General features: G+C 63.5%; 22 protein-coding genes. 12 read left to right on the forward strand and 10 right to left on the reverse strand.

Annotated features, from left to right (window positions below):
- Window positions 1-19: 19 nt before the first annotated feature.
- From leuC to R2669_RS06975, 8 genes are all read right to left on the reverse strand, one after another.
- Window positions 20-1429: a 3-isopropylmalate dehydratase large subunit gene (leuC, locus tag R2669_RS06940; RefSeq protein WP_316899377.1), complete on the reverse strand. Its 1410-nt coding sequence runs from the start codon at window positions 1427-1429 to the stop codon at window positions 20-22.
- Between the two features lie 226 nt (window positions 1430-1655).
- Window positions 1656-2957 carry a citrate synthase gene (gene gltA / locus R2669_RS06945; protein ID WP_316873345.1) on the reverse strand — a complete coding sequence of 434 codons (1302 nt, stop codon included), beginning with the start codon at window positions 2955-2957 and terminating at the stop codon, window positions 1656-1658.
- Window positions 2958-3079: 122 nt separating this feature from the next.
- On the reverse strand, window positions 3080-3367 hold the full coding sequence (locus tag R2669_RS06950; RefSeq protein ID WP_009241006.1) for an FAD assembly factor SdhE: 288 nt from the start codon (window positions 3365-3367) through the stop codon (window positions 3080-3082).
- Window positions 3368-3438: 71 nt separating this feature from the next.
- A complete protein-coding gene (locus R2669_RS06955; protein WP_009241007.1) occupies window positions 3439-4140 on the reverse strand; it encodes a succinate dehydrogenase iron-sulfur subunit in 702 nt (233 codons plus the stop codon).
- Between the two features lie 22 nt (window positions 4141-4162).
- On the reverse strand, window positions 4163-5941 hold the full coding sequence (sdhA, locus tag R2669_RS06960; protein WP_147214246.1) for a succinate dehydrogenase flavoprotein subunit: 1779 nt from the start codon (window positions 5939-5941) through the stop codon (window positions 4163-4165).
- 3 nt (window positions 5942-5944) lie between these two features.
- A complete protein-coding gene (sdhD, locus tag R2669_RS06965; RefSeq protein ID WP_004637532.1) occupies window positions 5945-6310 on the reverse strand; it encodes a succinate dehydrogenase, hydrophobic membrane anchor protein in 366 nt (121 codons plus the stop codon).
- Window positions 6311-6320: 10 nt separating this feature from the next.
- Window positions 6321-6731 (reverse strand): succinate dehydrogenase, cytochrome b556 subunit, encoded by a 411-nt coding sequence (gene sdhC, locus R2669_RS06970; RefSeq protein ID WP_316873343.1) that lies wholly within the window; start codon window positions 6729-6731, stop codon window positions 6321-6323.
- 271 nt (window positions 6732-7002) lie between these two features.
- Entirely contained in the window at window positions 7003-7812 is an 810-nt protein-coding gene (locus tag R2669_RS06975; protein ID WP_316873342.1) for a GntR family transcriptional regulator, read from the reverse strand.
- A 352-nt stretch (window positions 7813-8164) separates the two neighbouring features.
- Here R2669_RS06975 and R2669_RS06980 point away from each other — a divergent pair, with 352 nt between their 5' ends.
- The 10 genes from R2669_RS06980 to R2669_RS07025 all read left to right on the forward strand — a co-directional run bounded on the left by R2669_RS06980 (window position 8165) and on the right by R2669_RS07025 (window position 19757).
- Entirely contained in the window at window positions 8165-9151 is a 987-nt protein-coding gene (locus R2669_RS06980) for a malate dehydrogenase (protein WP_027681079.1), read from the forward strand.
- Between the two features lie 117 nt (window positions 9152-9268).
- Entirely contained in the window at window positions 9269-10249 is a 981-nt protein-coding gene (locus R2669_RS06985) for an HpcH/HpaI aldolase/citrate lyase family protein (protein WP_147214248.1), read from the forward strand.
- Between the two features lie 23 nt (window positions 10250-10272).
- Complete coding sequence (gene prpB, locus R2669_RS06990; RefSeq protein WP_316899379.1) at window positions 10273-11169, forward strand: methylisocitrate lyase; 897 nt, start codon at window positions 10273-10275, stop codon at window positions 11167-11169.
- A 258-nt stretch (window positions 11170-11427) separates the two neighbouring features.
- Window positions 11428-11973 (forward strand): hypothetical protein, encoded by a 546-nt coding sequence (locus R2669_RS06995; protein WP_316889493.1) that lies wholly within the window; start codon window positions 11428-11430, stop codon window positions 11971-11973.
- Window positions 11974-12008: 35 nt separating this feature from the next.
- Complete coding sequence (locus R2669_RS07000; protein WP_316889495.1) at window positions 12009-12431, forward strand: 2-methylcitrate dehydratase; 423 nt, start codon at window positions 12009-12011, stop codon at window positions 12429-12431.
- Window positions 12432-12503: 72 nt separating this feature from the next.
- Window positions 12504-15209, forward strand: coding sequence for an aconitate hydratase AcnA (gene acnA, locus R2669_RS07005; RefSeq protein WP_316889496.1), 2706 nt, complete (start codon window positions 12504-12506; stop codon window positions 15207-15209).
- 216 nt (window positions 15210-15425) lie between these two features.
- Entirely contained in the window at window positions 15426-15707 is a 282-nt protein-coding gene (locus R2669_RS07010) for a hypothetical protein (protein ID WP_147218842.1), read from the forward strand.
- A gap of 97 nt (window positions 15708-15804) precedes the next feature.
- The gene (locus tag R2669_RS07015) at window positions 15805-17016 is read left to right on the forward strand and encodes a DUF2863 family protein (protein WP_024975336.1); all 1212 of its coding nucleotides are present in this window, start codon (window positions 15805-15807) and stop codon (window positions 17014-17016) included.
- A 161-nt stretch (window positions 17017-17177) separates the two neighbouring features.
- Entirely contained in the window at window positions 17178-18776 is a 1599-nt protein-coding gene (locus R2669_RS07020; protein WP_316899380.1) for an ABC transporter substrate-binding protein, read from the forward strand.
- A 147-nt stretch (window positions 18777-18923) separates the two neighbouring features.
- Window positions 18924-19757 (forward strand): BspC domain-containing protein, encoded by an 834-nt coding sequence (locus R2669_RS07025; protein WP_316899382.1) that lies wholly within the window; start codon window positions 18924-18926, stop codon window positions 19755-19757.
- Between the two features lie 40 nt (window positions 19758-19797).
- Here R2669_RS07025 and R2669_RS07030 read toward each other — a convergent pair whose 3' ends face one another.
- Together R2669_RS07030 and yaaA are read right to left on the reverse strand one after the other, a co-directional pair.
- Window positions 19798-20943: a M14 family metallopeptidase gene (locus tag R2669_RS07030; RefSeq protein WP_316899385.1), complete on the reverse strand. Its 1146-nt coding sequence runs from the start codon at window positions 20941-20943 to the stop codon at window positions 19798-19800.
- 14 nt (window positions 20944-20957) lie between these two features.
- Window positions 20958-21731: a peroxide stress protein YaaA gene (yaaA, locus tag R2669_RS07035; protein ID WP_316899387.1), complete on the reverse strand. Its 774-nt coding sequence runs from the start codon at window positions 21729-21731 to the stop codon at window positions 20958-20960.
- A gap of 37 nt (window positions 21732-21768) precedes the next feature.
- Between yaaA and R2669_RS07040 the strand changes: the two genes are divergently transcribed.
- Window positions 21769-22293 (forward strand): putative toxin-antitoxin system toxin component, PIN family, encoded by a 525-nt coding sequence (locus R2669_RS07040; protein ID WP_316899389.1) that lies wholly within the window; start codon window positions 21769-21771, stop codon window positions 22291-22293.
- A 12-nt stretch (window positions 22294-22305) separates the two neighbouring features.
- Window positions 22306-23478 carry a pyridoxal phosphate-dependent aminotransferase gene (locus tag R2669_RS07045; protein ID WP_316889502.1) on the forward strand — a complete coding sequence of 391 codons (1173 nt, stop codon included), beginning with the start codon at window positions 22306-22308 and terminating at the stop codon, window positions 23476-23478.
- Window positions 23479-23481 lie beyond the last annotated feature (3 nt).

The following is a 23481-nucleotide window of genomic DNA, read 5'->3' on the forward strand; positions in this document are numbered from 1 at the left end:
GCTCTCTCTATCCTGCCGCTCAAGCGAGCTTGCGCACGTCGACGAAGTGGCCTTCCAGCGCAGCCGCAGCGGCCATCGCAGGGCTTACCAGGTGGGTGCGGCCGCCCGCGCCCTGACGGCCTTCGAAGTTGCGGTTGGACGTCGACGCGCAGCGCTCGCCCGGCTCGAGGCGGTCCGCGTTCATGGCGAGACACATCGAGCAGCCCGGCTCGCGCCACTCAAAGCCTGCCGCCTTGAAAATCTTGTCGAGCCCTTCGCGCTCGGCCTGCTCCTTCACGAGGCCCGAGCCCGGCACGACCATCGCCAGCTTCACGTTCGAGGCAATGCGCTTGCCCAGCTTCTGCACGACCCACGCCGCGGCGCGCATGTCTTCGATCCGGCTGTTGGTGCACGAGCCGATGAAGACCTTGTCGATGTTGATGTCGCTGATGGCGACGTTCGGCTGCAGGCCCATGTATTCGAGCGCGCGCTCCATGGCGTTGCGCTTGTTCGGGTCTTTCTCTTTGTCGGGATCCGGCACGCGGTCTTCAATGCTGACCACCATTTCCGGCGACGTGCCCCAGCTCACCTGCGGGCGAATCTCTTCCGCACGCAGCTCGACCACCTGATCGAAATGCGCACCCTCGTCAGAATGCAGCGTGCGCCAGTAGGCGATGGCCTGCTCCCACTCGACGCCCTGCGGCGCGAACGGGCGGCCCTTGATGTATTCGAGCGTGACATCGTCGACCGCGACCATGCCGGCACGTGCGCCGCCTTCGATTGCCATGTTGCAGACCGTCATGCGGCCTTCCATGGACAGCGCACGGATGGCCGAGCCGCCGAATTCCATCGCGTAGCCCGTACCACCGGCCGTACCGATCTTGCCGATGATGGCAAGCACGATGTCCTTGGCGGTGCAGCCACGTGGCAGCGTGCCTTCCACCTTCACGAGCATGTTTTTGCTCTTCTTCGCGAGCAGCGTTTGCGTGGCCAGCACGTGCTCGACTTCCGACGTGCCGATGCCATGCGCGAGCGCGCCGAATGCGCCGTGCGTGCTGGTGTGCGAGTCACCGCAGACCACCGTCATGCCCGGCAGCGTCGCGCCCTGCTCCGGCCCGATCACGTGCACGATGCCCTGACGCTTGTCGTTCATCTTGAATTGCGTGATGCCGTAGCTGTCGCAGTTGGCATCGAGCGTGTCGACCTGGAGCTTGGAAACCGGGTCGGCAATGCCGTGCGAGCGGTCGGTGGTCGGAACGTTGTGATCCGACACGGCCAGGTTGGCGCTGATGCGCCACACCGGACGCTCGGCCATCTTCAGGCCCTCGAACGCCTGCGGGCTCGTCACTTCGTGCAGCAGTTGACGATCGATGTAGAGGACGGTCGTGCCGTCTTCTTCGGTATGAACGACGTGATCGTCCCAAAGTTTGTCGTAGAGCGTCTTGGCCATGATGCGATCCGTACACAACGCGCCCTTTTTTGAAATTCAGGGCCGCTGCGCGAGCTGTTTCGTGGGGAGTGATCGATTATGCCACCCAGTGCATTCGGTGCCGGACGTCACTGGCGAAAGGGGGTTTCGCCATTTCGCGAAGGCCCTTTCCCGGCACCTCAGACGGCGCGCAACAAAAAACCCCGCCGGTTTCCCGGGCGGGGTTTCTGCACGGCGAATAGCCTGCTTAGCGCTTGTCGATCGACGGCACTTCGCGGGTGGCTGCGCCGTTGAACAGCTGGCGCGGACGGCCGATCTTGTATTCCGGATCGGTGATCATCTCTTCCCATTGCGAGATCCAGCCCACCGAGCGGGCCAGCGCGAAGATACAGGTGAACATCGAGGTCGGGATGCCCAGCGCGCGTTGCACGATGCCCGAGTAGAAGTCGACGTTCGGGTACAGCTTGCGACTGACGAAGTATTCGTCTTCCAGGGCGATCTTTTCCAGCTCCATCGCCAGCTTGAACAGCGGGTCGTTATGCAGACCCAGCTCGTTCAGCACTTCGTGGCAGGTTTCGCGCATCAGCTTGGCGCGCGGGTCGTAGTTCTTGTACACGCGGTGGCCGAAGCCCATCAGGCGCACGCCGCTGTTCTTGTCCTTCACCTGCTTGATGAACTCGGGCACCTTGTCGACGGTACCGATTTCTTCCAGCATGTTCAGCGCAGCTTCGTTCGCGCCGCCGTGCGCCGGGCCCCACAGGCAGGCGATACCGGCAGCGATGGCAGCGATCGGGTTGGTGCCCGACGAGCCTGCCAGACGCACCGTCGACGTCGAGGCGTTCTGCTCGTGGTCTGCATGCAGGATGAAGATGCGGTCCAGTGCCTTTTCCAGCACCGGGTTCACCTTGTATTCTTCGCACGGCGTGGCAAACATCATGCGCATGAAGTTACCGGTGTACGACAGGTCGTTCTGCGGATAGATGAGCGGCTGGCCGATGTTGTACTTGTATGCCATGGCCACCAGCGTCGGCAGCTTGGCGATCAGGCGGATCTGCGAGATTTCACGCTCGCGCGGGTCGTTGATGTTGGCAGCGTCCGGATAGAACGCGCTCATGGCACCAACGAGGCCCGTCAGCACGGCCATCGGGTGGGCGTCACGACGGAAACCGCGCAGGAAGAACTGCATCTGCTCGTGCACCATGGTGTGATTCGTCACCACATGGTTGAACTCTTCCTTCTGCTTGGCGTTGGGCAGCTCGCCCTTCAGCAGCAGGTAGCAGATTTCCATGAAATCGCACTTGCTGGCCAGATCGTCGATGGCGTAGCCGCGGTACAGCAGCTCACCCTTGTCACCATCGATGTAGGTGATCTTGGAATTGCACGACGCGGTCGACATGAAGCCGGGGTCGTACGTGAACTTGCCCGTCTGACCGTACAGCTTGCGGATGTCGATCACGTCCGGGCCAACCGTGCCCTTGTAGATCGGCAGCTCGACGCTGGGCGAGCCATCGGAAAACGATAGGGTGGCTTTCACTTCGGACGGCGTCATGTCGGTTTCCTTCTCTGCTGTTTATAAAAATGAAGTCGGGAGACTCCCGCCAGACGGATCAAGGGGCGCCGGCCGGGGGCGGCTGGACCGATTCGTCTTGCGGCAACCTCTCGCGCGCCGGTTCAGACCGAGCGCAGCAAGGTCAGGACGTGCTGAATGTGGGGCACGTCGAGTTCGCCCTCCGGCTCCTTGCGTGCAAGCAGGAGATCCATCAGGTCGTTGTCGGGCAACTCGAACAACTGCGAGAGTGCGGCAACGTCGTCGTCTGACAGTTCCGTCTCGTAGCGGTTGAAGAAGCGCTCGACGATGATGTCGTTCTCAAGCAGGCCGCGTCGGGCACGCCAGCGCAAACGGGCACGCTTGTGCGGATCGGACTGATGGGAGAACGTCGGAGTGTTCACAGCAACCATACTTCCTAAAAATGCGTCGCCGGAGAAACCGCTCCGGCGACACACAATGCCAAAGTGCCCTGACTCGCGCCTTACACCGCGCGACGCACCATCAATTCCTTGATCTTGCCGATGGCCTTGGTCGGGTTCAGACCCTTCGGGCACACATCGACGCAATTCATGATGGTGTGGCAGCGGAACAGGCGGTACGGATCTTCCAGATTGTCCAGACGCTCGCTGGTGGCCTGGTCGCGGCTGTCAGCGATGAAACGATACGCCTGCAGCAGACCGGCCGGGCCGACGAACTTGTCCGGGTTCCACCAGAACGACGGGCACGACGTCGAACAGCTTGCGCACAGAATGCACTCGTACAGGCCGTCAAGCTCTTCACGCTCTTCCGGCGACTGCAGACGCTCCTTCTCCGGCGGCGGCTCGTCGTTGATCAGGTACGGCTTGATCGAGTGGTACTGGTTGAAGAACTGCGTCATGTCGACGATGAGGTCGCGCACCACGGGCAGCCCCGGCAGCGGACGCAGCACGATCTTCTCGGGCAGCTCACGCATGTTGGTCAGGCAGGCCAGACCATTCTTGCCGTTGATGTTCATGGCGTCGGAGCCGCACACGCCTTCACGGCACGAACGACGGAACGCGATCGACTCGTCCAGCTTCTTCAGCTTGACCAGCGCGTCGAGCAGCATGCGCTCGTGACCGTCGAGTTCGACCTCGTAGGTCTGCATGCGGGGTGCTGCGTCCTTGTCCGGATCGTAGCGATAGACTTCAAAAATACGCTTCATTTTTGTGGGCCCTTCTTATCCGTTAGAACGTACGCGCCTTGGGCGGCACCGATTCCACCGACAGCGGCTTCAACTGCACGGGCTTGTAGTCGAGGCGGTTGCCTTCGCTGTACCACAGCGAGTGCTTCATCCAGTTTTCGTCGTCGCGGTTCGGGAAGTCGCTGTGGGCATGGGCACCACGCGATTCCTTGCGGGCGGCGGCCGACACCATCGTCGCCTTTGCCACTTCCACCAGGTTGGCCACTTCCAGCGCTTCGACGCGCGCGGTGTTGAACACCTTGGACTTGTCCTTCAGGTGGATGTTGCCAGCGCGCTCGGCCACTTCCATGATGCGCTCGACGCCTTCATCCATCAGCTTCTGCGTACGGAACACGCCAGCGTGCGACTGCATGTTGCGGCGGATGTCGTTGGCGACGTCCTGCGCGTATTCACCCGAGCTGGACGAATCGAGCTTGGCGAGGCGCGACAGCGCGCGGTCTGCAGCATCGGCCGGCAGCGGCTTGTGCTCGCGGTTCTTCAGGTTCTGCGCAATGATGTGGTTGCCCGCCGAACGGCCGAACACCACCAGGTCGAGCAGCGAGTTCGTGCCCAGGCGGTTGGCGCCGTGCACCGACACGCACGAGCATTCGCCGATCGCGTAGAAGCCGTTGATGACCTCGTTCGGGTTGCCGTTTTTCGGCACCACGACCTGGCCGTGATAGTTCGTCGGGATGCCACCCATCTGGTAGTGGATGGTCGGCACCACCGGAATCGGTTCCTTGATGGCGTCGACGTTGGCGAACTTCAGGCCAATCTCGCGAATCGACGGCAGACGCTTCATGATGGTCTCGGCGCCGACGTGGGTCAGGTCGAGCAGCACGTAGTCGCCGTTCGGGCCGCAGCCGCGGCCTTCCTTGATTTCCTGGTCCATCGAGCGCGACACGAAGTCACGCGGCGCCAGATCCTTCAGCGTCGGGGCATAGCGCTCCATGAAGCGCTCGCCATCCTTGTTACGCAGGATGCCGCCTTCGCCGCGCACGCCTTCCGTGATCAGCACCCCCGCGCCGGCCACGCCGGTCGGGTGGAACTGCCAGAACTCCATGTCTTCCAGCGGGACGCCTGCGCGCGCTGCCATGCCCAGGCCGTCACCGGTGTTGATGAAGGCGTTGGTGGAAGCTGCGTAAATCCGGCCTGCACCGCCCGTGGCGAACAGCGTCGTCTTGGCTTCGAGGATGTAGACCTCGCCGGTTTCCATTTCGAGCGCCGTCACGCCCAGAACGTCGCCGTCCTGATCGCGGATCAGATCCAGCGCCATCCATTCGACGAAGAAGTGGGTCTTGGCCCGCACGTTACGCTGATACAGCGTGTGCAGCAGTGCGTGGCCGGTACGGTCGGCCGCGGCGCAGGCACGCTGCACCGGCTTCTCGCCATAGTTCGACGTGTGACCGCCAAACGGACGCTGGTAGATGGTGCCGTCGGCGTTGCGGTCGAACGGCATGCCGAAGTGTTCCAGTTCATAGACCACGTTCGGCGCCTGGCGGCACATGAATTCGATCGCGTCCTGGTCGCCGAGCCAGTCGGAACCCTTGACGGTGTCGTAGAAGTGATAGTGCCAGTTGTCTTCGCTCATGTTGCCCAGCGAAGCACCGATACCCCCCTGCGCCGCGACGGTGTGCGAGCGGGTGGGAAAAACCTTGGATAGCACGGCCACGGAGAGGCCGGCTTCTGCCAGCTGCAGCGATGCGCGCATGCCCGAACCGCCCGCACCGACGATCACGACGTCGAATTTGCGGCGCGGCAGCCCAGTCTTGACTGCGACCATGTCTTAAACCCTCCAGAGAATCTGAGCTGCGTAGCCCGCACAACCGACGAGCCACAGAATCGTCAACACTTGCAGCGTCAAACGCACTGCCACGGGCTTCACGTAGTCCATCCAGATGTCGCGGACACCGATCCAGGCGTGATACGTGAGCGACACGAACGCCAGGAACGTCAACATCTTCATCCACTGGTTCGAGAACAGGCCGGCCCAGCTTTGGTACGACGTGTCTTTCGAGAGCAGGAACGCCGCCAGCAGCACGACGGTGTACACCGCCATGATCACGGCGGTGACGCGCTGCGCCAGGAAGTCCTTCAGGCCGTAGTGCGCGCCGACAACGAGGCGCTTGGGACCAATATTGTTATTTGCCATCTGGGACTCCTCAGAACAGGCCGAACAGCTTGGCGCCGAACACGACGGTCAGCAGCAGGCTGACGATCAGCACGCTCACAGCCGACTTCGAGGCCGAGGCCTTGTCGATGCCGATATGCAGATCGAGGATCAGGTAGCGAACGCCGGCGCAGAAATGGTGCAGGTAGGCCCAAATGAGCGCGAGGATGACGACCTTGGCGAAGCCGTTGGACAGAAGCGCCGAAAACTTGGCGAAACTGATTTCCGATGTGAGACTTTGTTCGAACAAGTACAGCACGAACGGAAGAAGAAGGAACATCAACGCACCGCTGGCACGGTGCAAGATGGACACCTTACCGGCCCAGGGCAAGCGGTAGCGGGCGATATCGCCCAAACCGATGTTCCTGTATACCGGCCTGGCTTTCTTGATGGCTTCTGCCATGGTCAGACCCCAATTGGCTAATCAACAAACAAAACAGCTTTGCACAAATCCGCGAGATTCTAGCGCGCTTTTGTTGCGCAGCGCACCATTAATTCCATGCGACGCGCTCCACTTTTGTGCTTCCTGCCCTCGCCTGCCAGTGGCGTGATACGGGGGCCGATTGTCCTCTCTATGCTGCATTCATGACGCGCAATACGCTGTTGCGCGACGCACAAACCAAGACCCACCGAAGCATCACAGGGCCGCACAAAACGGGCCTGGCGGCGGGTCGTCAATTCAGTTCGTTCTGGTAGTAATGCCGGGTCGTGACGTACAGGCCACGGCGTATCTCCACCGGTTTATCGCCGAACGTATGCGACACGCGCTCCACCGAGAGCAGCGGCGATTCTGCAGCCACCGACAGCAGCTCCGCCGTGGTCGCGTCGGCAGCTACTGCCCGGAGGCGTTCGGTGGCGCGCAACATGCGCACACCGAATTCAGCCTCGAAGAACGCGTACATCGGGCCCTTCCACTCGGTCAGCTTTTCAGCTGTCAGCCCTTTGAAGCTGGCGCCCGGCAGCCAGATTTCTTCCAGCACAGTGGGCTCACCCGAAAAGAACAGGATGCGACGGATCTGCACGACGCTGTCGCCGGCCTTGAGCTCGAGCAGGCGCGCGATTTCGGCCGGGGCACGCATGCGCTTGCACTCCAGCACACGGCTGCTGGGATAGTGCTGTTCGCCCTGCTCCGGCATCAGGCGCAAGAAACGGAACTGCACCCCTTCTTCGTAGTGCGTGGTAACGAAGGTGCCCTTGCCCTGGCGCCGCGCGACGAGGTTTTCGGCTGCCAATTCGTCGATCGCCTTGCGCACGGTCCCCTGGCTGACCTTGTAGCGGGCGGCCAATTCCATTTCGCTGGGAATCATCTCGCCGGGCTTCCACTCGCCCGCCTGCAAGCTTTGCAGGATCAGCGTCTTGATCTGCTGATACAGCGGACTGAACGTGGGAGAGCCGCCCGCGCCGCCCGCAGAAGCGGGCGATGCGCCGCCTTCGCCGCTTGAAGGCGGCATCGCAGCGGATAGAGGGCTTGGTGTGCTCGACATAACCGCCGATTTCACCACAAAAGCGACAAAGGCGTCCAGCCCGTTTATAGAATGTCTTATGTCTTATATAAGACAGAAGATTCATTGACTTTCCGGCGAGGCCCGACCTACACTCGCGCCTGTTCCGGGCGACGGCCCACACACACGCCACGACGACGCCAAGGTCAATCGCACGTGTGTTTCCACATCGTCATGCGGACGCAGTAAACTGCGAGGCTCTTGCCGATTCTGAGCCGACCGCCCACGAGGCGCCGACCGTTGCCGGCAATGCCTGCGAGGCTGCACCGACATCCCGCCGGGATGCGCGCCGCACGCAGTGCGATCCGCTTTCACTACCGTTTGGAGAGTTCTCATGGCAAAAGCACCCATGCGCGTCGCAGTGACCGGCGCTGCTGGACAGATCGGTTACGCCCTGCTGTTCCGCATCGCTGCCGGCGAAATGCTGGGCAAGGATCAACCCGTCATCCTGCAACTGCTGGAAATCCCCGATGAGAAGGCCCAGAAGGCGCTCAAGGGCGTGATGATGGAGATCGAAGACTGCGCCTTCCCGCTGCTGGCCGGCATGGAAGCCCACTCCGACCCGATGACCGCGTTCAAGGACGTCGACGTGGCCCTGCTGGTGGGCGCCCGCCCCCGCGGTCCGGGCATGGAACGTGCAGACCTGCTGTCGGCCAACGCCCAGATCTTCACGGCGCAAGGCAAGGCACTGAACGCCGTTGCCTCGCGCAACGTCAAGGTGCTGGTGGTCGGCAACCCGGCCAACACCAACGCCTACATCGCCATGAAGTCGGCGCCGGACCTGCCGCGCGAGAACTTCACCGCCATGCTGCGCCTGGACCACAACCGCGCCCTGTCGCAGATCGCCGCCAAGACCGGCAAGCCGGTGTCGAGCATCGAAAAGCTGTTCGTGTGGGGCAACCACAGCCCGACGATGTACGCCGACTACCGCTACGCCACGATCGACGGCAAGAGCGTCAAGGACATGATCAACGACCCGGTGTGGAACAACGACGTGTTCCTGCCGACCGTTGGCAAGCGCGGCGCCGCCATCATCGAAGCGCGCGGCCTGTCGTCGGCTGCTTCGGCTGCCAACGCCGCCATCGACCACGTGCGTGACTGGGTGCTCGGCAGCAACGGCAAGATCGTCACGATGGGCATCCCGTCGAACGGCGAATACGGCATTCCGAAGGACGTGATGTTCGGCTTCCCGGTCACCACGGAAAACGGCAAGTACAAGATCGTCGAAGGCCTGGAAATCGACGAGTACAGCCAAGGCAAGATCAAGATCACGCTCGACGAGCTGGAAGGCGAGCGTGCGGGCGTGCAGCATCTGCTGTGATCCGCATGATCTAAAAGAAGAAACCGGAGCGGATCGGCAGCGAACCCTCCGGTTTTTTTACATCTGCATTTCGAACAAAACGCAGGCGTTACCGCGCCGCCCAACCGATACCACCCCGTGCACCCCACCGAGGTTTTGTTCCAGGACGATGCCCTGCCGGCCCAGCTGCCGGTCTGCGACCACTACGCAGGCGCAGAAAAACTGATGCGCAAGTCGCTCGCCCTGCAACAAACCCTTGGCCCGGTTTTCGACATCACGTTTGACTGCGAAGACGGCGCCGCCGTCGGCCAGGAACGCGCGCATGCCGAACTGGCCGCCGCGCTCATCAACAGCGACGACAACCGCTTCAACCGCGTTGGCGTGCGCATCCACGATCCGAACCACGATGCGTGGACGCAAGACGTCGACATCCTGGTCGGCCTTGCCGGCCGCCGCCTCGCCTACGTGACCGTGCCGAAGGTACGTGACGTCGTGGAAGTGGCGCGCGTGACCGATCGCGTCAACCAGGCGGCCAAGGCGGCCGGCATTGCGAGGCACCTGCCGATTCACGTGCTGATCGAAACGCATGGCGCGCTGGCACAGGTGTTCGATATCGCCTCGCTGGTGCAGGTGGAATGCCTGAGTTTCGGCCTCATGGATTTCGTTTCCGCCCACAACGGTGCGATTCCGGGCGCGGCGATGGGCTCGCCCGAGCAGTTCGAACATCCGCTGATCCGCCGCGCGCTTGCCGAGATTTCTGCCGCGTGCCACGCGCACGGCAAGGTGCCGTCGCACAACGTCAGCACCGATATCAAGCACCCGGACCGCGCCGGCGCCGATGCCGCGCGTGCCCGCAACGAGTTCGGCTATCTGCGCAAGTGGAGCATCCATCCCGACCAGATTGCGCCGATCGTTTCCGCATTCCGCCCATCGCACGAAGAAGTGACACACGCGGGCGCCATTCTTGCGGCTGCGCAGGATGCCTCGTGGGGCCCGATCCAGCACGAAGGCCGGCTGCATGACCGCGCGAGCTATCGCTATTGGTGGGCCGTGCTGCAACGCGCGCACACCACCGGCGTGGAAATGCCGGCCGACGCCGTCGCGCGGTTCTTCGCGTGACGAGCATAGAGAGGAGATTCGCCATGACGGCAAACACCCAAACCAGCGCAGGCGCCCGCTTCCGCCAGGCGCTGGGCGAAGAATCGCCGCTGCAGATCGTCGGCACCATCAACGCCAACCACGCGCTGCTGGCCAAGCGCGCCGGCTATCGCGCCATCTACCTGTCAGGCGGCGGCGTGGCAGCAGGCTCGCTGGGCCTGCCTGACCTCGGCATATCCGGGCTGGACGACGTGCTGACCGACGTCCGCCGCATCACCGATGTGTGTGACGTGCCGCTGCTGGTGGACGTCGACACGGGCTTCGGCGCTTCCGCCTTCAATGTGGCGCGCACGACCAAGTCGCTCATCAAGTTTGGCGCCGCGGCCATGCACATCGAAGACCAGGTCGGCGCCAAGCGCTGCGGCCATCGGCCCAACAAAGAAATCGTCTCGAGGGACGAGATGGTCGATCGCATCAAGGCAGCCGTCGACGCGCGCACCGACGCCGACTTTGTCGTCATGGCCCGCACCGATGCGCTTGCCGTGGAAGGGTTCGACCGCGCTCTGGAACGCGCCGTGGCCTGCGTGGAAGCCGGCGCGGACGCGATCTTTCCCGAGGCGATGACGGAACTGTCGATGTACCGCAAGTTCGTCGACGCGGTGAAGGTGCCGGTGCTGGCCAACATCACCGAATTCGGCCAGACGCCGCTGTTCACGCGCGACGAGCTGGCCTCCGCCGGCGTGTCGATGATCCTGTATCCGCTGTCGGCATTCCGCGCGATGAACAAGGCTGCGGAAAACGTCTACGCTGCCATTCGTCGCGATGGCACGCAACGGAACGTCGTCGACACCATGCAGACGCGCATGGAGTTGTACGACAGCATCGGTTACCACGACTACGAAGCCAAGCTGGACGCGCTGTTCGCACAGAACCGCGGTTGACCCGCTCCCCCATCCATCCCAACGCAAACAAGGAGAACGGAAGACAAGACTGCGGGATAACTTGCCCCGGAAACAACCCGGAAAACGGTGCCGATGCTGGCGCGACACCCCCGTTTGGCGGAGCGGTCGGGCGAGCATGTAACAGAACGTTGGGCACGGCGTCCAAATCGGTCAAAATACCGGCCGGTGTGCGAAATGCCGTGGCATTCCGTGGCCTGGCAGCCGCCTCCCCCACTCTGTCTTACCGAAGGAAACCCTATGAACAAATTCATCGTGGGCGCCTGTGCTGGCGTTCTTTCGCTGGCTGCATCGCAATATGCAACCGCCCAGGCCCCGGCCAAGCCGGCTGCCAAGAAGGCTCCGGCCAAGAAGCGTGCCGCCAAGAAAGCCGCGCCTGTTGCTGCCGTCAAGCCGGAAGGCGTCGAATGGAAGTGTGAGCTTGGCAACGAGCTGTACCTCAAGGGCGACATGGCCCGCGACCAGATCATCACGATGCACTGGAAGGGCAAGAACTACCAGCTGCCGCGCCAGATGACCCGCACCGGCGCCGACCGCTACTTCGACCAGAAGACCGGCATGGACCTGGTGGTGATCCCGTCCAAGGCCATGCTGTTCGACCGCAACGAAGGCCACCGCCTGGCCGACGAGTGCCAGACTGCCGAGATGGCTGCCGGTGCACCGGCCCCGACGCAAGCCGGCGCCCTGCGCGCCCCGGCCGGCCTGCCGCTGATGACGCCGGACAGCGCGGCTCCCGCCCCGGCCCCCGCTCCGGCACCGGGCACGACCCAACCGGCCCAGCAATAACGCGCTATCGCGCAACAGGCCCACAGGAACCGCCCATGTCCGCACCGGTTGCGAACATCCGCACGAATCCGGACAAGGTCATCGTCGACGATGTGACCTTGCCTGGATACGCCGGGCGCCTTGGGCCTTTTGTGCCTGGGACCGTCCTGCCGAATGCCCCGACGGGCACGTCGTGTACGGCGGCTCCCGGCACACCGCGCTTCGGCCGTCAGGCCATCCAAGATCAGCAAGATACCGTCGCCCGCGGCCCGCGCACCGATGTGCTGCGCATGAAAGCGGCCCGCGAGGAAGACCAGCCTTTCATCAGGAATGACCACGACGCCAAAATGCGTTCGATCGCCCACGGCACCACCGCCCGCATCCACGGCGGCAAGACGTTCGGCGGTGTCGTGGCGGAGTACCCGACCGGCCGGAAGCTGTGCCGGTCAAAGCGTTTTGTCGGTTTGTACGTGATTTGATTTTGTCGATTTGATGTATCCGCAACGGGCGCCCCGGCACCCCGCGCAATCCTCAAGCCTTGGAGTCATGCCATGCCCCACAATCTCAAAAATACACTCAAGGAATTTAAGATCAACGGCGGCCAGACCGGCAAGTTCCACTCCCTGCCGCAACTGGGCAAGGAACTGGGCGTGGCGATCGAGCGCCTGCCGGTGTCGATCCGCATCGTGCTGGAATCCGTGCTGCGCAATTGCGACGGCAAGAAGGTGACCGAAGAGCACGTCGCGCAACTGGCCAACTGGAAGCCGAACGCCGAGCGCGTCGACGAAATCCCGTTCGTGGTCGCTCGCGTGGTGCTGCAGGACTTTACCGGCGTGCCGCTGCTGGCCGACCTGGCCGCCATGCGTAACGTGGCCGAGCGCATGGGCAAGAACCCCAAGAAGATCGAGCCGCTGGTGCCGGTCGACCTGGTGGTGGATCACTCGGTGCAGATTGACCACTTCCGCGAGAAGAAGGCGCTGGACCTGAACATGCAACTGGAGTTCTCGCGCAACAACGAGCGCTACCAGTTCATGAAGTGGGGCATGCAGGCATTCGACACGTTTGGCGTGGTGCAGCCGGGCTTCGGCATCGTCCACCAGGTCAACCTGGAATACCTGGCGCGCGGCGTGCACAAGAAGGACGGCGTGTTCTATCCGGATACGCTGGTCGGCACCGACAGCCACACCACCATGATCAACGGTATCGGCGTGGTCGGCTGGGGCGTGGGCGGTATCGAGGCCGAAGCCGGCATGCTCGGCCAGCCGGTGTACTTCCTGACGCCGGACGTTGTGGGCGTTGAGCTGAAGGGCCGCCTGCGCGAAGGCTGCACCGCCACCGACTTGGTGCTCACGATCACCGAAATGCTGCGCAAGGAGAAGGTCGTCGGCAAGTTCGTCGAGTTCTTCGGCGAAGGCACGGCCAGTCTGTCGCTGCCGGATCGCGCAACCATCGGCAACATGGCTCCGGAATACGGCGCCACGATGGGCTTCTTCCCGGTCGACGAAAAGACCATCGATTACTTCAAGGGCACGGGCCGCACGCAGGAAGAAATCGCTGCGTTCGAAGGCTACTTCAAGGCGCAAAAGCTGTTCGGCGTGCCGAAGGCCGGCGAAATTGACTACACCAAGACGCTGACGCTGGATCTGGGTACGGTGGCCCCGTCGCTGGCCGGCCCCAAGCGCCCGCAAGACCGCATCGAAATCGGCAACGTGAAGTCGACGTTCTCGTCGCTGTTCTCGAAGCCGGTTGCGGAGAACGGTTTCAACAAGAAAGCCGAAGACCTCGACAAGACCTTCACGACCACCAACGGCGTCGACGTGAAGAGCGGCGACGTGCTGATCGCGGCCATCACCTCGTGCACGAACACGTCAAACCCGAGCGTGCTGCTGGCAGCGGGCCTGCTGGCCAAGAAGGCCGTCGAAGCCGGCCTGGAAGTGGCGCCGCACATCAAGACCTCGCTCGCCCCGGGAAGCCGCGTGGTGACGAAGTACCTGGAAGCCGCCGGCCTGCTGCCGTATCTGGAAAAGCTTGGCTTTGGCGTGACGGCCTACGGCTGCACGACGTGCATCGGCAACGCCGGCGATCTGACGCCGGAACTCAATGAAGCCATCGTGAAGAACGACATCGTTGCTGCCGCCGTGCTGTCGGGCAACCGCAACTTTGAAGCGCGCATCCACCCGAACATCCGCGCCAACTTCCTGGCTTCGCCGCCGCTGGTCGTCGCCTACGCGATCGCCGGCAACGTGACGCGCGACCTCATGACCGAGCCGGTCGGCAAGGGCAAGAATGGCAAGGACGTGTATCTGGGCGACATTTGGCCAAGCTCGGACGAGATCGCCAAGCTGATGAAGTTCGCGATGAACGCCGACACGTTCCGCACGAACTACGAGCAGGTCAAGAAGCCGTCCAAGCTGTGGGCCAACGTCAAGGGCACGAAGGGCCAGGTCTACGACTGGCCGAAGTCGACGTACATTGCCGAGCCGCCGTTCTTCGAAGGCTTTGGCATGACGCCGGCGGCTGCTTCGGCATCCGTCAAGGGCGCCCGCGCACTCGGCGTGTTCGGCGATTCCGTGACGACCGACCACATCTCCCCGGCCGGTTCGATCAAGGAAACGTCGCCCGCCGGCAAATACCTGCTGGCCAACGGCGTGCTCAAGGCCGACTTCAACAGCTACGGTTCGCGCCGCGGCAACCATGAGGTGATGATGCGCGGCACGTTCGCCAACGTGCGCATCAAGAACCTGATGATCCCCGCCAAGGCCGACGGTTCGCGCGTGGAAGGCGGCGAGACGCTGTTCCAGCCGAGCGGCGAACAAATGTCGATCTACGACGCCGCCATGAAGTACATCGCCGAAGGCACGCCGACGGTCGTGTTCGGCGGCGAAGAATACGGCACGGGCAGCTCGCGCGACTGGGCCGCCAAGGGCACGCAGCTGCTGGGCGTGAAGGCCGTGATCGCACGCAGCTTCGAACGTATCCACCGCTCGAACCTGGTGGGCATGGGCGTGCTGCCGCTGCAGTTCAAGGGCAGCGACTCGGCGCAATCGCTGGGCATCGTGGGCGACGAAACCTTCGACATCGAGGGCCTCGACGGCGAAATCAAGCCGCAACAGGACGTCACCCTGGTCATCCATCGCGCCAACGGCGAGACCACGCGTGCGCAAGTGCTGCTGCGCATCGACACGCCGATCGAAGTGGATTACTACAAGCACGGCGGCATCCTGCCGTTCGTGCTGCGCCAGCTGCTGGCGGCTTAAGTTTCAAGCCACCACGCTGCGAAGGTGCAGATCGAAAGCCGGCTCTTCGGAGCCGGTTTTTTATTGCCTGCCAAATCAAACAAGGTGACGATGCCCCAATCGGCAAGCAGGCTTTGGTACAGTGTGCCGAATCGGCCGTGTGATGTGCCCGCCCCGTTGGAGGCACGCTCGCCGCCCGGCCTCGCCTGACCGTTTCATTGCTGGAGTCCCGCACCCATGGCCCAAGTGGTACTTGCCTTCATCGTCGTGGCGGCTGCCGTGTTCTACATCCTGTTCAAGGCACCGCAGACCGACGCCCAGGCCCCGGCCCCGGCAACGCCCGCCGTAGCAGCGGCGCCTGTGCCCCCGCCTCCGCCAATGGCAGCTTCCGCGCCGGTTGCCGAGACGCATACGGCACCGGCCAGCACGCCGGCTGCATCCGAACCCGCAGCGGCTTCCGCACCTGCGAGCGCAAGCAGCGCGGCCTCCGCAGCCTCGGCGCCTGCGGCCAAGCCTTAAGGTTTTCGCCTGACAGGTTTCGCAATGGGCGTCGCGCAGCAGCGTACAAGGGTAAAATAACGCCCCTTCATTCTTCCAACGAACGGTACGGCACAGCATGGCAGGATTCCGCTCCAAGGCTCCCCAACGTCTTTCCCCCGATGCAGAACGGCTGGTGGCCGATGCGCTGGCGCTCGACGCGTCGGGCAGCCGCATCGAAGACGTCTATTGGGAACAAAGGCTGTCCGAACGTCTTTCCCGGCTGCTCAAGAACGGCAGCCAGACCGCGCTCGACGCCGCGCTAGACCATCTTTTCAAGCACAACGAGGAAGCCTCCGACGTGCTGGCCGAGCAGGCCGAGACGCTCGCCGAATCGGCCATCCTGAGCTCGGGCGGCGTCGAATATGACGCGCTGCTGATCGCGGCGCCCATCCTGGCGCACACCCGCTACATGATCCCGTCGGGCACCATCAAGCCCGAGATGGCGCAAACGCTGCAGGTACACCTGCAGGCGCATGTGATGGCTTCCAACGCCCGCGTGGCGCTGGCCCCTTACCTGTACAGCATCGATCAGCTGCCGCGCACGCATTCCGACACCTTTGCGCTCACGCACAAGCTGGCCGCGTATGCGCTGTCGGGCCAGCCGGCCAAGGTTGAACTGCGCGACATGCCGGAAACGGCGCCGATCCTGGCCGACCCTCGCTACCTGGTGGCGATCGTCGTGGCGCAGCACGGCCAGGCGCTGTTCCGCTGGCAGGAAGACGCCAAGGAGCACCACGCAGAGCGCTCCGCCTGCCTGGAGCAATGGCGCGAACAGGTCACGCCGACCATCTCCACGCTGATGCCCGGCTGCGAGTTCGACCTGCTCCTGCCCGACGCCTTCTTCCTGTCCTGCCGCGAATCCGACAAGCAGATCCGCCCGCTGACCGTGCGCGCTGCCGTCAATTACCTGCAGGGCGCGCTGGATATGCCGGCCAATCGCTTCGGCGCGATCATCGGCGCGTTCGGTGAAGAGCAGATCGAGGAATACCGCGTGGCCTTCACGGTGCGCGGCGAGAAAGACCTCATCTACGGCATCGTCTGGCCCGTCTACGGCCGCGACGGCGGCGCCACCGATGTCACCGCGGAAGGCGAACCGGGCAGCCCGCTGGAGCAGATCTGCGATGAATTGCGCGCCTGCGGCATCGAAGACATCTTCCGCCACGGCCAGCTCTTCGAACCCGAGTACTGCGAAGACTGCGGCGCCCCGCTCTATGCAGACCGCTCGGCCGAAATCGTCCACGCAGAAATGCCGGAAGACGCGCCGACCCAGCAGCCGCTGTTCCACTGACGGGCGACGCGCGTGATCAAAGCCACCTCCGGGTGGCTTTTTTATTGCTCCGCGATCGTTCATATTGATTGTCGGTTTGCGTCGCACGCGCCCCGCCGGGCTGCGGCACAATGACGGTCTCCCGCCACATGGCATCACCGCCGAACCCCAGGAGCCTCCCGATGACAACCCGTGCCCTCTTGTGTGTTCCCATCCGCGCCCTGATCCGCAACCTCGCAGCCTGTGCGCTGGCAGCGGCTGCCGCGGCGCCGTTCGCCGCGCACGCCGACGACCTGCGCATCGGCCTATCCGCCGACGTCACGTCGATGGACCCGCAGTGGAACAACGCCGGCCCCAACAACGCCATGGCGCTGCACATCTTCGAGTCGCTGGTCTTCCTCGACAAGAACGGCCGCTACACGCCTGGCTTGGCCACCTCGTGGAAACCCGTCGACGCCAACACCTGGGAGATCAAGCTCCGCCCCAACGTGAAGTGGAGCGACGGCACGCCGTTCACCGGCGAAGACGTGAAGGCATCGATCGAGCGTCCGGCACGCCTCACCAACAGCCCAGGCCCGTTCACGAGCTATACGAAATCGATCACCGATGTACAGATCGTCGATCCGCTGACGGTGCGGCTGAAGTTGTCGACACCCAATTACGCGAGCATCCCCAACGATCTGAACAGCTTGCCCATCATCCCGAAGAAAGTGGCCAACGCGGCGCAGGCGGACTTCGATGCTGGCCGCGCCATGATCGGCACCGGTCCGTTCCTGTTCGACCACTTCACGCGCGGGCAGGAAATCGTCCTGAAGAAGAACCCGCACTACTGGGGCCGCGTGCCGCAGTGGGACAAGGTGACGTTCAAGATCATCACCGACAATGCGGCGCGCACTGCCGCGCTGCTCTCGGGCGATGTGGATGTCGTCGAGGCCGTACCGGCCGCGGACGTGCCCCGCATCAAGCAAGATCCGAAATTCCACCTCGAACAACAGGTGTCGTGGCGCACGATTTTCTGGCAGATGGATCAGAGCCGCGATGCATCGCCGTTCGTGACCGACAAGGCCGGCAAGCCCCTCGCCAAGAACCCGCTCAAGGACCATCGCGTGCGCGAGGCCATCGCGCTGGCCATCAACCGCGATGCCATTGTCAGCCGCGTGCTGGAGGGCCAGGGCGTCGTGGCATCGAGCATCGTGTCGCCGCAGATCTTCGGGCATCCGGGCGGCAAGCCGATCGCATATGACCCGGCGCGCGCCAAGAAACTGCTTGCCGAGGCCGGTTACCCGGACGGTTTCGGGCTCACGCTGCACGCCACCAACAACCGGTATCTGAACGATGCACAGGTCGCGCAGACCACCGCCCAGCTGCTCACGCGTATCGGCATCCAGACGAAGGTGGAAACGTTGCCGGTGGCAGCGTATTTCTCGCGCGCACGTCAGGGCGAGTTCTCGTTCATGATGCTCGGCTGGGGCTCGGTGGCGGCGGATGTGGCGCTGCGCAGCATCCTGGGCACGCCCAACGCGCAAACCGGCTACGGCTCGTGGAACTGGGGCCGCTACAGCAATCCGGAGCTGGACAAACTGGTACAGACGTCGCTCTCGACGGTGTCGAGCGAACAGGCTCACGAGCAGGCCGCCAAGACCGCGGCGCGCTTTGCGCAGACCGACTACGCGATCATCCCGTCGCATCACCAGCTCGCCACGTGGGCCATGCGCAAGGGCATTCGCTACGAGGCCCGGACCGACGAATGGTCGCTTGCCTGGTTGTTCACCAAGCAATGATGATCGCTTGGTAACGAACACCGTGCCGTAACGCGCTGTTACAGCAAATTCGCCCGATGTGCCGCATTGGGGTAACTAGCAGGAACTTTCGTCCTGAGCTTTCCTCTATCATGGCGATTTCCACGCCGACACCCTGTAACACTCGTGATGTTGCGACCCAAACTACTCTGTCTCGGCGTCGTCGCTTTGCTGGCCGCCTGCTCCAACTTGCAGACTGAACCGACCGATGCGTCGGCCCAGGCCACCAACGCCACGCCAAGCACCCCAGCCGTACAAGCCAAGCCGGCCATCCAGCCGGCCCCGACCACGCCGCCCATCGTCTTCGGCTCGACCGACAACAGCGGCACCACCACGGTCAACCTGCCGTCCAAGGACAAGATGAGCCTGTCCGAGTACCGCGCACAAACCCGTGACCGCCTGATTCAATCGGAAGGTGCCCGCCCCGACGTGGCGGACTGCGCTGCGCATGCGAGCTGGATCATTCCGCGCTCGACCAATTTCGATCAGTTCCGCCTGCCAACCGGTGCGCTTTCCAACGACCAGGCCAAGGTCGAGCCATGGGACTCGCGCTTCTCGTCCAGCAAGCAAGGTGCGATCAAGGTGTCGAGCGTGATCACCTTCAATGCCGCCGTGCACAAGCGCGGCACGGGCAATGACCAGTGGGAACCCGTGCGCGTGCGCTGCGGGTATGACGAAGGGATGATGCTGGCGTATGAGCTGCTCGACGCCAACGGTCAGCCATTCGCCGCGCCGGCCGCGCCCTCCTCTTCGACAGCGCGCACGCACTGCCGCCGCGGCCATCGCTGCACGACCAGTGCAGCAGCACATGGCAAGACCACCGCCACGGGCAAGGCCTCGACAAAAGCGACGGCCAAGTCGGCCAAGGGCAGCGGCGCCGCCAAGACCAAGTCGACCACGGCAAGCAAATCCACCGCCAAGTCGACGGCAAAGAAGACGACGAAGAAGTCGTCCTCCAACTAAGCGCAACGCGCCGCCACCCGAGGCGGCGCGGCGTTTATCTTCAGCCGAGATACTCCAGGATCGCCTGCAGCATGGCCGCGCCCAATGCGGCGCTGCGGGCGCCGTCCCAACCCACGCGTGCGTCGGGCAGGTCGGCGTTGTCCTTGAACGGCATTTCCAGCGTCAACGACAGGCAGCCATACGTGTGGCCGATGTACTTGGAGGCGAGCTTGAGCGCGTCTTCGTTGTACTTGCTGGCCTCGTAGCCGTATCGCGTCTGGAAATCCGGTGAAGCACGGAGGAACGCCGCGACAAAGCGGTCCTGATCCGCACGCTGCGCGTCGGTAAAGCCTGGCAGCATTTCACTACCGGCCACGAATACATAAGGCAGCGCCTCGTCGCCGTGGATGTCGAAGAACAGATCGACGCCGGTTTGCTCGATGGCCTGGCGCACCGCCAGCACTTCGGGGCTGCGCTGCGCGTCGGGTTCCATCCACTCGCGGTTCAGGTTTGCGCCCGCGGCATTGGTGCGCAGGTTCCCCAGCGACGAGCCGTCCGGATTCATGTTCGGCACGATATGGAAGACGGCGCGCTCGGCAAGCACACGGCCGACGGGATCGCCGCTCCAGACGCCTTGGCGCGTCAGACGCGCGAGCAGGCCCTCGACGAACCACTCGGCCATCGTCTCGCCCGGATGCTGGCGCGCGATGATCCACACGTTTTTCTTGCCGGGGCCGGGTTCGCCGACGGTAATGCTCGTCATGTCGCGGCCCTGCACCGTTTGCCCCAAGCGCTGCGTACGCACGCCGGGTTTCGTTTGCGCAGCGGCCACGAGCGAAAGGTGGCGCTCGTCCGAATACGGCTCGAAATAGGCAAACCAGATGCTGTCGTGCTCGGGCGTCACCTCGATCGTCAACGTCTTGCCGTCGTAGCGGGTCGGGACACGGAACCAATGCTCGCGGTCGTACGAGGCGACGGCGCGGTAGTCCTTCCAGCCGGAGGCATAGGTGCATTCGCCGGCGTTTTCCAGTGCGAGCTTGCAGGCCTGGCCCCGCACACCTTGCAGGCGGAAGTGGAACCACTGCATGAAATCAGCGTGCGAATCGCGGCGAATGCGCAGGCGGATGGCATCGGCGCGGGCAACATCGACGATTTCGATGGCGCCGCTGTCGAATGCGCTGGAAATGTGCGGTTGATTGGCAGTCATGTCGGATCCTGTCATCAGGTGAGCTTGCGGCGGAAGACCCAGCGCTCGTCGTCGGAATCGGCAGCGGCAAAGGCATAGCCGTCGACATCGAACGCCTTGAGCTTGCGCGGATCGGTGATGCGATGCTCGATCGCGTAGCGCGCCATCAGACCACGCGCACGCTTCGCGTAGAACGAGATGATCTTGTACTGGCCGTTCTTCCAGTCTTCAAACACCGGCGTGACGATGCGCGCCTTGAGCACCTTGGGCCGCACCACCTTGAAATACTCTTCCGACGCGAGATTGACCAGCACGGGATCGTCGTCCTGCTTGAAGAGCTTATTCAGCGCCAGCGTCACCTCGTCGCCCCAGAAGGCGTACAGGTCTTTGCCGCGCGGATTGGCAAGGCGCGTGCCCATTTCCAGCCGATACGGCTGCATCCGGTCGAGCGGGCGCAGCAGGCCGTACAGCCCCGACAGAATCCGCAGATGCTTCTGCGCGAACTGCAGATCGTCCACCGCCAGCGAATTGGCGTCGAGCCCGCCGTAGACGTCGCCGTCGAAGGCCAGCGCGGCTTGCTTGCTGTTCTCGGCGGTGAATTCGGGCGACCAATCGGCGTAGCGCGTGGCATTGAGCGCCGCCAGCGGGTCGGAAATGTGCATGAGCGTGCCGATCTGGGCCGGCGACAGCTTGCGAAGCACTTCGATGAGTTCTGCGGAGCACGCGATGAAATCGGGCAGCGTGTGGGTCTTGGTGCGCGGCGGCGTGTCGTAGTCGAGCGACTTGGCCGGCGAGAGGACGATGATCATGTCAGAATCGCGGTTCACAAGTCTGGAATTGTATCGAATGGCAGACGCTGCCGCCCTCGCCCACTCCACCCAGGCTCCGGCCCCGCGCGTGGTGCTGGACTCCAACATCTGGGTCGACATCCTGATCTTCGACGATGCGGTTGCGCGCCCCATCCGCGCTGCGCTGGAAGCCGGCCGGCTGGACGCCATCATCAGCCCCGCCTGTCGCGAAGAGCTGCGCCGCGTGCTCGACTATCCCCAATTCGCCCGCTACGCCGTTGACGCGCAAGCTGCGCTGGCGTGGGTCGATCGCGTGACCCGGTCCGTCGCCGATCCTGATGATGCTGCCCGCGTGCAAGGCGAAGCGTTCGTCCCGCGCTGCAAGGATCGCGACGACCAGAAATTTCTCGCGCTCGCCGATGCCGCCAACGTTGCCTATCTCGTTTCCAAGGACCGCGCCGTGCTCAAGCTCAAGCGCCGCATGGCGAAGTATTGCGACGTGGCGGTGCTGCCGCCCAAGCAGTTCGTCGCGCTGGTCCAGTTGGAAAACACGCCACTTGCTGCCATCCCGAATCAAGCCTGAAGCCGTCTTCTCATGACCACTGTTGAATCGCTCGCACCGATCGCCCCGCCGCCGTCGCGGCTGCCGAATGTCGGCACCACCATCTTCACCGTGATGTCGGCGCTGGCCGTGGAAAAGCAGGCCGTCAACCTGGGCCAGGGCTTTCCGGATTTCGATTGCGATCCGCGCATCGTCGAAGCCGTGTCCGAGGCCATGCGCGCCGGCCTGAACCAATACCCGCCGATGACGGGCGTGCCCGCCCTGCGCCAGGCCATCGCAGCGAAGATCGCCAATCTGTACTGCCACGCTTACGATGCCGACCGCGAGATCACCATCACCGCCGGCGCCACGCAGGCGCTGCTGACGACCGTGCTGTGCTGCGTGCATCCGGGCGATGAAGTCATCGTCTTCGAGCCGACGTACGACAGCTACATTCCGTCGATTGAACTGGCGGGCGGCAAGGTCGTGCCAATCACGCTGAACGCGCCGGACTTCCGCATCCCGTTCGACACGCTGGCGGCGGCCATCACACCGCGCACGCGCCTGATCATGCTCAACACGCCGCACAACCCGACCGGCACGGTCTGGCATGCGGACGACATGTGCAAGCTCGCCGAGATCCTGGCGCCGACCAACGTGCTGCTGCTCTCCGATGAGGTCTACGAGCACATGGTGTACGACGGCGTACCGCACGCGTCGGTCGCGCGCATTCCCGAGCTGGCACGGCGTGCCTTCGTGGTGTCGAGCTTCGGCAAGACGTATCACGTGACGGGCTGGAAGGTCGGCTACGTGGCCGCCCCCGCCGCGCTGATGGCGGAATTCCGCAAGGTGCACCAGTTCAACGTGTTCACCGTCAACACGCCAATGCAGCACGGCCTGGCGAAGTACATGGCGGATTCGCGTCCGTACTTGCAGTTGCCGGCGTTCTACCAGCACAAGCGCGATCTGTTCCGCGCGGGGCTGGAGAAAACGCGCTTCAAGCTGCTGCCCTGCCAGGGTACGTACTTCCAGTGCGTGGATTACAGCGCCATCTCCGACCTGCCCGAAGCCGAGTTCGCCAAGTGGCTGACGAGCGAGATTGGCGTGGCGGCGATCCCCGTATCGGCGTTCTATTCGCAGCCGCACGAATCTGGCGTGGTGCGCTTTTGCTTCGCCAAGAAAGACGAAACGCTCCAGGTTGCCCTGGAGCGCTTGTCGAAGGTGTAAGAC

Source organism: Ralstonia edaphi, from assembly GCF_958350185.1.
In the GTDB taxonomy this organism is placed as follows: Bacteria; Pseudomonadota; Gammaproteobacteria; order Burkholderiales; family Burkholderiaceae; genus Ralstonia; species Ralstonia edaphi.